The organism is Halalkalibacter krulwichiae, from assembly GCF_002109385.1.
Taxonomy (GTDB): Bacteria; Bacillota; Bacilli; order Bacillales; family Bacillaceae_D; genus Halalkalibacter; species Halalkalibacter krulwichiae.
The window spans coordinates 2,943,539-2,958,713 of record NZ_CP020814.1; the positions used below are offsets into that span (position 1 = coordinate 2,943,539).

Here is a 15,175-nt window from a genome sequence, read left to right on the forward strand (position 1 = left end):
ACATAAATACATGTTATTATAAGTATATGTAACATTTTAGAGGGGATTAGTGATGGAATTTGTGGAACCAATCAGAGACATTGAGAAAATTCGTGTTATGAAACATTTTTTAATTAAACGTTCTAAACGTGATTTTTTGCTATTTATGTTAGGGATTAATACAGGATTACGTATTAGTCAACTTCTAAGTCTTCTTTATGAAGATGTTATGAATGAAGGTTCCCCTCGCGAATTTTTAGAAATGAAAACAAAAACACAAACAGAATACATTTATTTAAATAGAAATGTTCGAAAAGCCATTATTAATTACGTTAATCAAGCTCATATCAATGAAAATGATTTTCTCTTTGCTGCTTCAAATAAAAAACAAGCAATCACTCGTCAGCAAGCCTACAGAATTATTAATCAAGCTGCTATAGAAGCTGGAATTTCAGATAAAATTGGAACACATACACTTAGGAAGACTTTTGGTTATCATGGTTACAAGAAGGGTATTGCTCTTTCATTATTGCAACGACGCTTTAATCATGAGACTCGTAAAGCCACACTACGATATATTGGAATTGCTGATGAAAATCAGGTACCGAAATTGGACGTTAATTTATAATTGAAGAAATTAAGATAGAAAGGAATAAATATATGATAAATGGCGCATTTAATATTGATTACTTTATCTTACTTTGTGCACTGTTGTTGATCTCAGGTGTACTCACCGCAAAATTCTCTACCCGTTTAGGCGTTCCAGCCCTAGTTCTATTTATGATTGTCGGGATGTTAGCTGGCAGTGATGGTTTAGGATTTATTTATTTTGATAATGCCAAATATGCCCAACTAGTTGGTATTCTTGCCTTAGTCATTATTTTGTTTGAAGGTGGTTTACAAACAAAATGGTCAACTGTTAAATCCGTTACCGCTCCAGCACTATCTCTTGCGACACTCGGTGTCATTATTACGACCTCTGTTGTAGCCGCTGCTGCTAAGTTCATTTTAGATGTTTCTTGGGTAGAGGCTTTCTTATTCGGAGCCATCGTAGGTTCAACTGATGCAGCTGCCGTTTTCGCTGTTTTAAAAGGAGTCAATCTGCGCAAACGCCTTGGTGCTACTTTAGAAGCCGAATCAGGGACAAATGATCCGATGGCTGTTTTTCTAACCATCTCATTTATTCAACTACTGTTAACTGACCAACCGAATTACCTTCTACTAGTAGGGTCATTTTTTTGGCAAATGGGAATTGGCCTATTACTTGGATTAGGACTTGGTAAATTAGCGACAGTTGCGATTAATCGAGTCAATCTTGACTCTAGTGGACTATACCCTATTTTCGCAATGGCATTTGCTCTTTTAACTTATAGCTTAACCGCTTTAGTCGGTGCAAGTGGATTACTAGCTGTTTATGTAGCTGCTCTTGTAATTGGTAATGCCGAACTAACGTATCGCCATTCCATCTTTCGCTTTAATGAAGGATTTGCATGGATGATGCAAATTCTAATGTTTGTCATTTTAGGACTACTCGTCTTCCCTGCTCAGCTTTTTCAGTTTGATATTATTATAAAAGGCTTGATTCTATCATTTATTTTAATTTTAGTTGCAAGACCGATTGCTGTTTTTCTATCAACAATAGGTTTGAAATTCGAATTAAAGGAAAAGATGTTTCTTTCTTGGGCTGGCTTAAGAGGAGCCGTCCCAATTGTATTAGCAACGTTTCCAATGATTTCCGGTTTGCAAAATAGCCAGCTATTTTTTAACGTTGTCTTTTTCGTTGTTTTAACTTCAGCCTTAGTTCAAGGTTCCACCATTACATTTTTTGCAGAAAAGTTAAAACTCACGGAAACGAAAACGGAGCTTCCAATTCATTCATTAGAACTCGTTTCTATTGGAAAAGCTAATGCAGAAGTGATAGAGGTTGAAATTAATGAGGAAACTAGCATCGTAAACCGATCTTTAGCTGAAATTGTATTTCCAAAGGATGTGTTGGTTAACGCAATTATCAGAAAAGGTTCCTTAATTACACCGTACGGAGAAACAAAAGTGTATGCTGGTGATGTCCTCTATATTCTAGTATCTAAGCAAAGCAAAAAGCAGTTGAAGGAAATGCTTGAAAAGCCGGTACTTTCAGAAACAAACGTCAAAAAGGCGGTAGAATAATTCTACTTTTGCAAGCAAATAAAACTCCCTCTAAGGAAATAGCAGGCTTTTAACCTGTTTTCCTTAGAGGGAGTTTTCTCTTTATCCATTCCTGCTGTACCCGTTTTCTTATTGAAAAGATTCCTTTAACTCACGATACTCACTAACTGATTGAACTTGATTAAAGGAAATATAGAATGTAGTGCCCCTGGTACTGCTGCTTATTTTGATTTCTGCATTGTGTCTTGAAGCAATGCTATAACAAACGGCTAATCCAAGTCCTGTCCCGGTGTCTTTTGTCGTAAAAAAAGGTGTACCTATTTTATCAAGGATATTAGTATCAATCCCTTTCCCTTCATCTTCTATTGCTAATACAACCCCTTCACTATCTAAATAAGTCGCAATAGTTAAGCACCCACCTGGTTCCATTGCTTCTAAACCATTTAAAGCGATATTTAAAATTAATTGCCTTATTTCTTTTTCATCTAATAAGACTTCTGGACAATCATTTAAATCCAGATGGATGATCTTATTACTAAGTAAAGCTTCTGTTTCTAATAAAGGAAAAATAGCGTTAATTACTGAATTAAGCGTTTTGGCCTTTTTATCGGTTGATTTATTTTTCGCAAGAGTAAGAAATTCTGTAATAATTGTGTTAGCTCGGTTTAACTCTTCAATCATTAAATCAAGGTATTCTTTTTTCATATATTTCATTTGACTCTTTGAAATTTGAAGAAATCCTGAGACAGTTGTCATAGGGTTTCTTATTTTGTGGGCAATTCCTGCAGCCATCTCACCAATTAAGTTTAACCGATCCATTCGCGCTAATTTCTTTTCAAAGTTCACTCGTTCCGTTATGTCTGTAATAACACTTATGACACACTTTTCACCTTGTATCTTCACGATCTCCGTTGATAACAAGCCTTCTCGGAGCTCCCCTTTCTTAGAACTAAAACGAATACGCACATTTCTGAACCCTTTATGTAGATCCTCTTTTTCATGTATTAACTTCTTTTGATTAGGTAATTCCAATTGTAAGCATTCAAGTGTCTTCCCTACAATCTCTTCAAGATCATATCCAGTTGTTGCTAGAAAGCTCTCATTAACTGTGATATATTGTCCAGTCGAAATCGATTGAATTGCCATCAAATTAGGACTTGATTCAAAAATCTTACGAAACCTTTCTTCAGAATGGATAAGATTCTGATTAACGAGAATAAGTTCACTCGTTTGTTCATCTACAATTCGTTCTAAATTATTATTTTGTTCCCTTAGTTGTTGTTCCATAACTTTTCGTTGTGTAATATCACGTATCGTACAAACAAAAAAATTCATATCATCAACTTCAGCTTGACCAATTTGAACCTCAGCAGAAAAATAGCCATTATCTTTTCTTAAAGCTTCTACTTCAATTACACTTGCTGATGGCTCGCGGGTTTGAAGTGAAGGAACTAACTTTAAGATGTTTTCTCCTACAATCACTTCAGATTGATAGCCAAATAGTTTCTCTGTAGCTGGATTAACTGATATTATATATCCTTCTTTGTCCGTTGTGACAATTGCATCAAGAGACGTATCGCCAATCATACGCGTTAATGCCTCTGACTTACGTAATTGTGATGTAGTTTCTCTCAACTTATTATTTGCTTCTTCCAATGCTTGTTTCTGTTCTGCTAGTAGCTCTCTTTGATTTTCTAGTCTTTTTTGATAATGGTAAATCTTTATTAAAGCTTCTACTTTCGCTTTTAGTATATCCGGCATAAATGGTTTGAATATATAATCAACAGCCCCGACTGAATAACCTTGATTCACATGTTCTAGCGCCTGGCTTATTGCTGTAACAAAGATAATTGGGATATGACTTGAACTTTCTCTACTTTTAATTATCTCTGCTACTTGAAAACCATTCAGTCCTGGCATTTGTACATCCAACAATATAAGAGCAAATTCGTGGTTTAACACGTGCTTCAATGCTTCTTCACCCGAATTAGCAGTAATTAATTCATATTTTAATGGTCTTAGGATAGCTACTAAAGATAAAATGTTTTCAGGACGGTCATCCACGATCAAAATTTTCACTTGCTGATTCTCTTCCATCATGTATCCCCCTATCACTACTCTAGCTTTCTAATGATTAAGCCTTCTTTTTATTTCTTTCTATATATTTTTTCAATAGGGTCAACTACATCATAATTGTTTTTACAATCTGTTTTGAGGAGTGCTTCTTTATTTCCTAAACAAAGATAACCATTATTACAGAGACTATCAAAAAACAAGTGATGAACGCGTTCCTGTAAATTTCTATTAAAATAAATCATGACATTTCGACATACAATAACATGAAATTCATTAAAGGAATGATCTGATACAAGGTTATGATGAGCGAAGACAATATTTTCTTTTAGGAAAGAATGAAACATGACTTGCTCATGATTAGCCGAATAATATTCAGAGAAAGAACGTGCACCACCTGCATTGTAGTAATTTTTTGTATAAGTCTCCATACGCTCAATGGGATATTGCCCTAATTTTGCTTTTTCTAAAATCTTTTCGTTGATGTCCGTTGCATAAATTCTTGATTTCTCATAGAGCCCTTCTTCGTGTAAAAGGACAGCCATCGAATACGCTTCCTCGCCAGATGAACAACCTGCATGCCAAATTCGAATCATTGGTAATTCCCTTAAATAAGGAATGATCTTCGTTTTAAACGATTTAAAGAAACTAGGATCACGAAACATTTCCGTTACATTTATAGAAAAGTCTTCAAGTAATTTATTTAACAAATCTCCATCATGAAGCACTTTTTCTTGTAAGCTCGAAATTGAACTAAGTTTCTCTGTATGAATACGATGGAGTATTCTTCGTCTAATAGATGGATACGCGTAGTTCCGAAAGTCAAAACCATAATAGCGATAAATCCCTTCGAGTAGCAATTCAATTTCAATCTTTTCTAATGTGTTTCTCGATTCATCGTAATCAATCAAATTTACACTCATGTTTTAACTCCTACTTGTGTAACCATACTCTGATTAAAGATAATAGTTGATCCATATTTACAGGTTTACTAATATAATCTGAAGCCCCTGAAGCGAAGCACTTTTCCCTGTCACTTTTCATTGCTTTGGCTGTAAGGGCGATAATCGGCAATGTTTCGAACTCAGGAATATCTCGAATTTCACTCATTGCTTCATAACCATTCATAACCGGCATCATTATATCCATTAATACAAGATCTACATTCGGGGTAGTCTGTAACACTTCAAGTGCCTCTTTTCCATTTTCAGCAAAAACGACTTTCATTTTTTGTTTTTCAAGCGCATTGGTTAATGAAAAGACGTTGCGCATATCATCATCGACAAGCAAAATGCTCTTTCCTGCTAAAGGTTCTTTGGTCGTTGACTTGTCCTCATAAGTACTAGCTTCTTCTTGCAACTGATACCCTGATGTCCGCTCAACGATTTCATGGTCTACTGTCGCTGCGACTTCAGACTCAACCTGATTCGTTTGCCATTTTGCATAGTGAAATGGTAAAAAGACGGTAAACGTACTACCTTTTCCTACTACGCTTTCTACTTCGATGTACCCTCCAAGTAAATGAACGATTTCCTTAGAGATAGATAAGCCAAGCCCCGTTCCTCCATACATACGAGTTGTCGTTCCGTCCCCTTGCTTAAATGCTTCAAATATCAAAGCTTGCGATTCTTTCGGGATTCCTATCCCTGTATCTGTAACAGAGATTGCTAACTTCATATCGCTTTTCGCACCATGTTCATGAAGTGAGTGATCATTATAAACATCAAACTTTACAAAGACAGAACCAGCCTTTGTAAATTTAAAAGCATTGGAGAGCAAATTCTTAAGTACCTGCTTAAAGCGCAGGTCATCTGTAATCATTGATTTTGGGAATCCTTCTGCAACTTCATACGAAAAATCAATTCCCTTCTGATTAGCCACTGGAGTAAATTGTCTTTTTAATGTTGCGATCAAGTCATCTACATAAACTTCTCCTGGATAAATTTCAATGTTACCTGTTTCTATTTTTGATAAATCTAAAATATCATTAATAAGGTTCAATAAGTCTTTCCCAGATGCAAAAATGGTTTTGGCATATTCCGTTTCATCATCTGTTAAATTCCCCTCACTATTATCAGCTAGCATTTCAGACAAAATTAACATACTATTTAATGGCGTCCGTAATTCATGTGACATATTTGCTAAAAACTCTGACTTATATTTAGAACTTAATTCTACATGTCTATTTTTTTCCTCAAGGTCTACTTTAATTTTTTCTAGTTCTTTCGTTTTCTCTTCTGAATTGTAATATTGTTCTTCTAACTTTTCGTTAATAATTTGTAATTCTTCTTGCTGCTGTTGGAGCTCCTCAGACTGAGTTTGCAATTCTTCAGTAAGCGTTTGTGACTCATCTAATAAGTTTTCAATTTTCATCCGGCCAAATATGCTATTAATACTTACACCAATTGTATTGCAAACAATAACTAACAGTTGTTTCTGTAACGTTGTAAAGTCTTCAAAGCTAGCAAGTTCGATCACTGCAATTACACGACCCTCAAACTCAATCGGTAAAATCATTAAAGCTCTTGGGCTTGCACTTATAAGGCCAGACGTAACCTTTAATGAACCTTCAGGAATAGACTCCAAATCAATTATTTTCTTTTCTTTGGCGCATTGACCTACAAGCCCTTCTCCCATTTTGATCGTGTCATTATTTATTTTATTCTCATTCGCTGCATATGTAGCAATTTGAGTAATGACTGAATCCTGTTCATCGATAAAATAGAAAACACCATAAGTAGCGCCAACCATTGGTGTTACCTTAGAAATAATTAGTTCTGCAAATTTAGTTAGATGCTGTGCCCCTTGATAAGAAGTTGTAATTTCAGCAATATTGGTTTTAATCCAATTTTCCTCGTGTAATTTCTCTTTTAATTCTTTCTCGTGAGCCATATTTTCATCTAAGACATTGGCCATTGCATTATAAGCAAGGGCAATTTCTTTTGTTTCATCTTTTGGAATGTCGGTAATACGAGGTAATACTTCATTCGGATTTCTTGGAACTGCTGCGATAACAGAGCTTACTCGATTTATTCCTCTTGTTGTTGTTTTCACAACCCAAGTAGTAATTGCTAAACAACCGATGAAGCATGCTATTACTACAATCCAAAACATCATATACGCCCTCTGATAAAGGGTATATGATTCCTCTATTGCCTCATTCATTATTTCTTCTTCCATTGAGGCAAGTAGTTGAGAATTATAAGACAAGCTAACTCGATCATCACGGTGATCAACGATTAATACTTTAGTAGCTTGTTCAATTTCATCGTTTTTGACAAGCTCAATCACAGTTTCAGCAGCATTTGTATAAATATCATTTATCGCTCTTAATTCTGTTAATAATTCTGAAATCTCATCAGAGTTTGACAATTGTTCATAAGCATCGATTGCCTCATATGCTTGAGCTCTTGAATCCATAATAATAGGATCTTCTGGTGAAATATCACCTAATAGTAAGTCACGAAGCATTCTTGACGTATTGTTTGTCTCAGCTAGAATGAAATTAGCTAATTTCACATGCTCATATTTTTCTTTAATTACTTCATTAACATGTAATTGTTGCAAATGAACATAGAGTGCCCCTCCACCTAAAATAACCATTAACATTAAAACGGAAGCAAACCCTACATATAATCTTGTTTTGATTTTCATTCGTTATATCCCTTCTATCAGATTCATACTTATACCCGATCGTATTTTAAGCGTTAACAAAATTAAATTTTGTGAATAATCAGTCATTTATTTCTCCTAAAAAGAAAGGTGTGACTCTAGCAATACAGTAATTAATTCACCCTTTCTAAAAATGACCAATCCGATAAACCTTTAACATCATTGTTTACTTTTACATATTATAGCAGACTTTTTTCTTATTCATCGTATAATACAGTCGATATTTTGTCTTTATGATCTGACAAATCATGATATAATTGGACAAAGTACAAATATATCAGACAAAATAAATTATTACATTTGAAAGGAAGAACGATTTTGGAAACTAGTTTTGCACGTCTTCTATCCTCGTTTTTAAAAGAGTGGGCTCCTGAATCCTCTTCAATTGCTATTGCAGCCGGTGATCGATATGTGAAGTATATACCTAGTGGGCACGACTTAAATCTCATTGAAGGTCAATTAGTTCCTAAAGGAAGTATCACTGAACAAGTTTACCTACAAAAAGAACGTGTCGAAGGATTTGTAGATAAGTCGGTTTTTGGTACATCATATTATGGTATTGGTTATCCAATTGAAAACTTTGACTCATACTCTTTTGGAGCGGTAGTTCTCATTTTTCCACCTGATTTCTCTTCTAATCAATCAAGTTCTCTATCATTTATTACCGGTAAGCATGAGAATTGTTGGAAGCCAATAGCAGTTGAAGAAATTAGTTATATTGAAAGTAAACAAAAGAAGACATATATTTATACACATAATGGCACGTATAGTTCCATTTTCCCTTTAAAAACACTCGAATTGCAATTACCTAAAACGTTTATTCGAATTCATAGATCTTATATTGTTAACATCTCCTATATTAATCAAATCTCTCGTGATCTATCTTCTAATTTGATAGTTGTATTAAAGGACCCAGAAGAATTGACACTTACTATTAGCCAAACGTATGTACAACAAGTGCGTAGGGTACTTGGCTTTTGACCGTATAATAAAGACTATTACAATCACTCTATTAGAGTAATGAAATGTTAAGAGGATGAAAAAAGTAAATGCTTTTTTCATCCTCATTCTTATCAATCAAATAATTGGCTTCATTTATTTTTCCAATGTCACTCTAGCGTTTCTGGAAAAGTATTCCTTAGCTGTCTGTAAACATTGTTTAACAAATTCTTCATAGCCAAGTTTTCTTGCACGGTGTATATTCGGTAACTCAATGGAATAGGGAATCTGAGGGAGATGATTTACAATCTCAGCTACATTTATTCCTCCCTCCCCCACATATAACCGCTCTTCTCTTAAAATCCGCTTCATTTCTTCTATATTACTTGGGATATGACTAGGGGCGTCACACAAATGAAAATAGTTAAACCATTCACGAGGAATCTGATCCAAATCTTCAGGTTTATCACCTGAACGATGAAAATGATGTGCATCTATCATGATCCCCGTATTTTCCCTTTTGACAGTTTCAAGGACATCAACCACTCCTTTCAGATTTGTAACGCTAGCAATTGGTACAAATTCCAATTCTACCGATAATCCATAGGGCTCTGCCAATTCACACAGCTCATCAAATTTCTCAATATAGGAACTTCGATCATCTGTCCATATAGAGCTAAGAACATGCCTTGCTCCAAGCTCAGCAGCAACTTCGAAGGCTGGCAAGTAGATTTTAGGATCAAGTCCTTCATAAATACGAGCTAACTCAATATCTAATAGTTTAATGCCAGTCTCATTTAGAGCCCTTTTAGTTTGCTGCATCATCTCTTTGTTTTCGGCCAAAGCATAATTAGGCTCACCAGGTAATCCCATGTATATTGGTCGAATACTTACAAAATCATAACCCGCTTTTGCAGCTACATACGTTAATTCTGGTGGTGATAACTCAAGAGCCGTAAGATGCGCTAAAGAAAATTGCATTTCCATTGTAACCCTCCATTTTTTAGATCGATCTAATATATTGTTAGATCGATCTAATATAAAATAAAAAAATGAAGTGAATCTATCTGAAGTAAAGAGCTAGATGCCAATCCTCTTTTACCTTTGCTGACTCACATTTTATTCCTAGAAGAAAATATAATTATTGAAGCTAACATCGTTTTCTTATTGCCGTTTTAATTAAACCTGAATTTTGCAGCGCTTACATTTGAAAATCATTACAGTAAATAACTTAAATTGATTTTACAAGTATTCTTTTAATCTTTCAAGTCTCAGCTTACAAATGATTTTATTACAGACGTCCATACATTCTCATAAACCCCTTTATAATCCGAGATTCGCTTTATTTATTGTTCTAAGTCTTCTTCATAAATAAAACCTTTTAAATGAGAACCATTTACAAAAAGAAAAAAGAAAGATATAATACAAATCGTAATTATTACGCTTTATATCACAGAGGAGAACTTATATTATGAAACAAATTCCAGTTACCGTGTTAAGTGGCTATTTAGGATCAGGGAAGACAACACTTTTGAATCACATTTTGAGTAATCGTGAAGGAATGAGGGTTGCTGTCATTGTGAATGACATGAGTGAAGTCAACATTGATGCGAAACTAGTGAAAAACAATGGTTTCTCTCGTACAGAAGAAAAACTAATTGAATTGCAAAACGGCTGCATTTGCTGTACTTTAAGAGAAGACTTAATGCAAGAAGTTGAGCGTATTGTGGATGCAGGAGATATTGACTATATTGTTATCGAATCTTCTGGAATTAGTGAACCAATCCCCGTTGCTCAAACGTTTACATACGTGGACGAAGAATTCGGTGTAGACCTAACAAACAAATGTAAATTAGATACAATGGTTACAGTAGTAGATGCCAATCGGTTTTGGGATGATTATGCATCAGGTCAAACTCTCCTTGACCGAAAACAAGGCACTGACAATTCTGATACACGCGAGGTATCAGATCTACTTGTTGACCAAATTGAATTTGCAGATGTCATTATTGTTAATAAAGTAGAAATGCTAGAAGAGATTGATAAACAGGAAATACTGCAATTTATAAGAAAGTTAAATGCTGACGCCGATCTAATCCCAACTTCCTATTCAAAAGTTGAACTTTCTACAATCATCCATACCGAAAAATTCGATTTTGAAAAAGTCAGCCAATCAGCTGGTTGGATTAAAGAGTTAAATGAAGAACATATTCCCGAAACAGAGGAGTATGGAATTAGTTCCTTTGTCTATCGCAAAAGGAGACCCTTTCATCCTGTGCGTTTAATGAAATGGCTTGAAAGCTGGCCAGCAGATGTTGTTCGCGCAAAAGGATTTATATGGATTGCGACTCGCAACTCCATCGCTGGGTTACTTTCACAATCTGGCTCACTCGTTACGCTCCAAGGGGCCGGAGAATGGGTTGCAGCTTATCCAGAAGCAGATAGAAATCAAATACTATGTGATGAACCTGAATTAAAGGAGAAATGGGACCCTGTATTTGGGGACCGTATGACTGAACTCGTTATAATAGGCATCGACATGCCCCATGCTCATATCACCGCCTCTCTTGACCAATGTGTATTAACAGATGACGAAATGGCTTTAGAATGGAATTCGTTTCCTGATCCTCTTCCTGAATTTGTTGAGGGTTAGTCATTACAATTAGGAAACAGCTTCTCTCATTGCGAGGGTGCTGTTTTCTTTTATCTATAATGGAAGCAACATGAATATGCATCCTCTATCATTAGGGAACTATCCGTTCTTCCATGTAAGGAATGCTGTATGTTCAACAAACGTGATCTTATCCCTGTTTCTCATTCTAAACGTAACAAACACGCCTCTCAAACATTGAAAGGCGTGCCATGACTAGCTTTTTGAATGACCCGTACTGGGTTCGAACCAGTGACCTCCACCCTGTCAAGGTGGAGGCGCTAGTTTCATTGAGATGAAGAGAGTGCGTAAATCCTATTGTAGTGCGGGTTTTAGAGGTGGTAAAATATTCTAATTACTTCTAGGTAACTATAATTATTTAAGTCTGTGATCAAAATGTGATCACAGACTTAACTTCTTTAGAATAAAAGAATTACAACATGATACTTGTCTCTCTTATTATGTTAATTTTCATCATACTAATTTTCTGTTTTGTCCTTCGTAGTGATGTAGAGTGATAATTTAACTTAACAATCAACCAGTTAGCTTAATTAATAAATACTATTGTAAATTTATCTCTGTAATTCAAAAATAATACTACAAAAGCGTCTTATCAAAAAAATATAATTCAATTAACTGTTAAATTAAAGCTCTCTAGATCCAATCCATATAGCTATTCCTTCTTCAAACAGAACGGGCCAAATGTAAGAAGAAACTGCTTTTCTGATACATTATCAATAAGCAATTCTTTCAAGAATTAAAAATATTATCCTTTACCAAGGACTTGATTAATATCTAACTTACTTTTCTTTAGCAATCGACGATCAATCTCGAATAATTATGTGAGGATCACCAAGAAAATATGAACGTATCCATTTTATTTTTATACTCTACTGCAATCACAAAAGGGGGCCAAATGGTATAAAAATTCCAAAGGTTTACTCTTACTTCATAAGTGCATACTCCCTACTAACTCCCTAATTCTAAACAAATGAAATACTATCAACTGGTTAATAGAAATCTTTCTAGCAATAATAATGAGAAACAAAACTCTGTAACTCAAAAATGTAAAAGAAACAAGACTAATTTATTCCCAAATCAATTGCTTCCTGTTATGTAACTAAGGTAAGACTGTTATAAATAGCCTTCTTAATACAAAAAAGGAGAACCATTTAAGTTCTCCATACAACATTAATTTAATAAATTCATTGCAATCTCAGAAGCATTTAGGTCCACCTTTAACTGCTCTTTTAAATCACTAGGATGATAATATCCTTTAGATATCAAGTATTGATATATTTTTTCATGTGCCTCAATCGCGTCGTTTAATTGTTGACGCAATGCCGTTCTTATTTCCGGGGTGGTTGCTTCCGTTAAAGCAAACGTTGTATTTCTGACCCCTGCTTTTGCAGAAATTAAGAAATCGGTAGCAATCACTTGATCCGTCATTGCAGCCATTCCAGCCATATTTTGCAGCAAATTCGTCATAGATTAGAACCCCCATTTTGTAGTAATTCTTGTAATTGTTGTATATGTTGCTTTCCTGTTGTGACATCCATTGTTAAAATGGCTTTTAATTCTTCACACTTAACCAAACTACTCATCGTTGACGACTTCGTCAAACAAAGGTTCTTAAAGGTTAGTAATTCATGTAATTCTAAAGTTTCATGAAGCGCATACTTTGTAGTCATCTTCTCACTCCTAATGTTAAAAGGTTTATGCTCGATTATGTTACGTATTTTTATTTTTATTATTCAAAAATTTAGGTCGACATATGGTGACAGGAAATTTCCATATAACTTTATCCGGATACTCCCAAACATTTAGAGATAAAATATACTTTGTCAAGACAGGAGGTGAAATCATGCAACCAGGAAATCTTGCATACCACGAAACAATGGAGACACACGAGCTATTAAATTTTAAAACCGTTGGCTTACTTAAATCTAAAATGATGCAAGGGATCGTATTTGATCAAGATCTCAAAGCGATGATGGAAAAAAACGTTCAACAATCAATAAAAGATATACAAGAACTCCAAGCCCTTTATCAACTGGCAAAAACTCATTAAGTGAGGTGATAGAAAGTGAATGATTATTTAGATCCAATTAACTCGGTTGGGATGCCCGAGCAAGCGGATTCAGGAATCGCGCTTGATTTATTATTAACAGCAAAAGAAGCAGTTAGAAATTATGCTATTGCCTTGACGGAAGCTGCGAGCCCAGAGCTTAGATTGACATTACGTAATCAAATGGAATTAGCGATTGATTACCACGAAGAAGTATCGAAACTGATGATGAAGAAAAAGTGGTTCCATCCTTATAACATATCTGAACAAAAGAAATTGGACCTTCAGGCCGCCCAAACAGCAGTGGATATTGCCGGTCTTAATCTCTTCCCAGGTAATACAAATCGTAAAGGATTATTCCCTACCCCGCCACAGTGATTATGAAAATATTGGAGGATTATTCATGAAAGCAGTTACCTTTCAAGGTGTTAAAAATATTATCGTTAAAGATGTAAAGGCACCAAGTATCCAAAAACCTGATGATATAATCGTCAAATTAACGCATACAGCCATTTGTGGATCTGATTTGCACTTAATACATGGAATGATACCGAATTTACAAGAAGATTATATTATTGGACATGAGCCAATGGGGATTGTGGAAGAAGTCGGTCCTGAAGTTACAAAGCTAAAGAAAGGTGACCGTGTTATTATCCCGTTTAATGTAAGCTGCGGTAAATGCTGGTTCTGTGAGCATGAGCTAGAAAGCCAATGTGACACTGCTAACGATAATGGTGAGATGGGAGCTTATTTTGGCTATTCAGGAACAACAGGGGGTTATCCTGGGGGACAAGCAGAATATATGCGTGTACCATATGGAAATTTTACCCCATTTAAGATTCCTGAGGATAGTGAAGTAGAAGATGAGAAATTAGTGTTACTTGCTGATGCTGGTTCAACGGCATATTGGAGTGTTGATAATTCCGGGATGAAAGAAGGAGACACCGTAATCATTCTCGGCTGCGGACCAGTTGGACTTTTGGCCCAAAAGTTTGCTTGGTTAAAAGGGGCAAAGCGAGTTATTGCCGTTGATTACGTAGGCTATCGTTTAGAACACGCTAAGCGTACGAATAATGTTGAAGTGGTCAATTTTGAGGATTACGAAAACGTCGGTTCCTATTTACACGATTTAACTAATGGTGGAGCAGATGTAGTCATCGATTGTGTTGGAATGAGTGGAAAGATGACCGACATTGAATTTTTAGCCTCAGGGTTAAAGCTGCACGGTGGTGCAATGAGTGGACTGGTCATGGCGAGTCAAGCTGTACGAAAAGGTGGAAACATTCAAATCACAGGTGTTTACTCATCTAGGTATAACGGTTTTCCATTAGGAGATATTTTCCAACGCAATGTAAATATTAGAACAGGTCAAGCACCTGTAATTCACTATATGCCATATTTACATGACTTAATTGCATCCGGGAAAGTAGACCCCGGGGATGTTGTTACACATATTTTGCCTCTAGATCAGGCGAAGCATGGGTATGAGATTTTTGACACGAAAATGGATAATTGTATTAAAGTTGTCTTAAAACCATAAAAGTATTATGTAAAAGAGAGGTTCCGTCATGACCCGAAAAAACAATTCATTAGGAATATTCGCAATACTCTTAACAAGTGTTTATACAGCAATATTAACTACACTGTTA

The 15,175-nt window shown here is 35.3% G+C and carries 13 protein-coding genes; 7 read left to right on the forward strand and 6 right to left on the reverse strand.

The window, feature by feature from the left end; genetic code table 11:
- The first annotated feature begins 52 nt into the window (after nt 1-52).
- Both BkAM31D_RS14810 and BkAM31D_RS14815 read left to right on the forward strand, forming a co-directional pair.
- On the forward strand, nt 53-607 hold the full coding sequence (locus BkAM31D_RS14810) for a tyrosine-type recombinase/integrase (protein ID WP_066151006.1): 555 nt from the start codon (nt 53-55) through the stop codon (nt 605-607).
- A gap of 32 nt (nt 608-639) precedes the next feature.
- The gene (locus tag BkAM31D_RS14815; protein ID WP_066151009.1) at nt 640-2,145 is read left to right on the forward strand and encodes a potassium/proton antiporter; all 1,506 of its coding nucleotides are present in this window, start codon (nt 640-642) and stop codon (nt 2,143-2,145) included.
- A gap of 108 nt (nt 2,146-2,253) precedes the next feature.
- Here BkAM31D_RS14815 and BkAM31D_RS14820 read toward each other — a convergent pair whose 3' ends face one another.
- From BkAM31D_RS14820 to BkAM31D_RS14830, 3 genes are read right to left on the reverse strand one after another with little or no spacing between them, the layout of a single operon-like run.
- Nucleotides 2,254-4,224, reverse strand: a complete 1,971-nt coding sequence (locus BkAM31D_RS14820; protein ID WP_257391575.1) for a PAS domain S-box protein — start codon at nt 4,222-4,224, stop codon at nt 2,254-2,256.
- A 47-nt stretch (nt 4,225-4,271) separates the two neighbouring features.
- Nucleotides 4,272-5,120 (reverse strand): CheR family methyltransferase, encoded by an 849-nt coding sequence (locus tag BkAM31D_RS14825; RefSeq protein WP_066151017.1) that lies wholly within the window; start codon nt 5,118-5,120, stop codon nt 4,272-4,274.
- Between the two features lie 10 nt (nt 5,121-5,130).
- Nucleotides 5,131-7,851, reverse strand: coding sequence for a response regulator (locus tag BkAM31D_RS14830; RefSeq protein ID WP_066151020.1), 2,721 nt, complete (start codon nt 7,849-7,851; stop codon nt 5,131-5,133).
- A 336-nt stretch (nt 7,852-8,187) separates the two neighbouring features.
- Here BkAM31D_RS14830 and BkAM31D_RS14835 point away from each other — a divergent pair, with 336 nt between their 5' ends.
- Nucleotides 8,188-8,850 (forward strand): LytR/AlgR family response regulator transcription factor, encoded by a 663-nt coding sequence (locus BkAM31D_RS14835; RefSeq protein ID WP_066151023.1) that lies wholly within the window; start codon nt 8,188-8,190, stop codon nt 8,848-8,850.
- A 114-nt stretch (nt 8,851-8,964) separates the two neighbouring features.
- Here the strand turns inward: BkAM31D_RS14835 and BkAM31D_RS14840 are convergent, their stop codons facing one another.
- Nucleotides 8,965-9,795 (reverse strand): sugar phosphate isomerase/epimerase family protein, encoded by an 831-nt coding sequence (locus BkAM31D_RS14840; RefSeq protein ID WP_066151026.1) that lies wholly within the window; start codon nt 9,793-9,795, stop codon nt 8,965-8,967.
- A gap of 484 nt (nt 9,796-10,279) precedes the next feature.
- On the opposite strand from BkAM31D_RS14840, the gene BkAM31D_RS14845 reads away from it, so the two are divergent.
- On the forward strand, nt 10,280-11,461 hold the full coding sequence (locus BkAM31D_RS14845) for a GTP-binding protein (protein ID WP_066151029.1): 1,182 nt from the start codon (nt 10,280-10,282) through the stop codon (nt 11,459-11,461).
- Nucleotides 11,462-12,649: 1,188 nt separating this feature from the next.
- Here BkAM31D_RS14845 and BkAM31D_RS14850 read toward each other — a convergent pair.
- Together BkAM31D_RS14850 and BkAM31D_RS14855 are read right to left on the reverse strand one after the other, a co-directional pair.
- On the reverse strand, nt 12,650-12,946 hold the full coding sequence (locus tag BkAM31D_RS14850) for a spore coat protein (protein WP_066161133.1): 297 nt from the start codon (nt 12,944-12,946) through the stop codon (nt 12,650-12,652).
- Nucleotides 12,943-13,149 (reverse strand): hypothetical protein, encoded by a 207-nt coding sequence (locus BkAM31D_RS14855; protein ID WP_066161131.1) that lies wholly within the window; start codon nt 13,147-13,149, stop codon nt 12,943-12,945. Before BkAM31D_RS14855 ends, BkAM31D_RS14850 begins: the two co-directional genes overlap by 4 nt.
- A gap of 173 nt (nt 13,150-13,322) precedes the next feature.
- On the opposite strand from BkAM31D_RS14855, the gene BkAM31D_RS14860 reads away from it, so the two are divergent.
- From BkAM31D_RS14860 to BkAM31D_RS14870, 3 genes are read left to right on the forward strand one after another with little or no spacing between them, the layout of a single operon-like run.
- On the forward strand, nt 13,323-13,529 hold the full coding sequence (locus BkAM31D_RS14860; protein ID WP_066161129.1) for a spore coat protein: 207 nt from the start codon (nt 13,323-13,325) through the stop codon (nt 13,527-13,529).
- A gap of 15 nt (nt 13,530-13,544) precedes the next feature.
- The gene (locus tag BkAM31D_RS14865; protein WP_066161127.1) at nt 13,545-13,904 is read left to right on the forward strand and encodes a spore coat protein; all 360 of its coding nucleotides are present in this window, start codon (nt 13,545-13,547) and stop codon (nt 13,902-13,904) included.
- A 25-nt stretch (nt 13,905-13,929) separates the two neighbouring features.
- Nucleotides 13,930-15,066 (forward strand): zinc-dependent alcohol dehydrogenase, encoded by a 1,137-nt coding sequence (locus BkAM31D_RS14870; RefSeq protein ID WP_066161124.1) that lies wholly within the window; start codon nt 13,930-13,932, stop codon nt 15,064-15,066.
- The last annotated feature ends 109 nt before the right edge of the window (nt 15,067-15,175 follow it).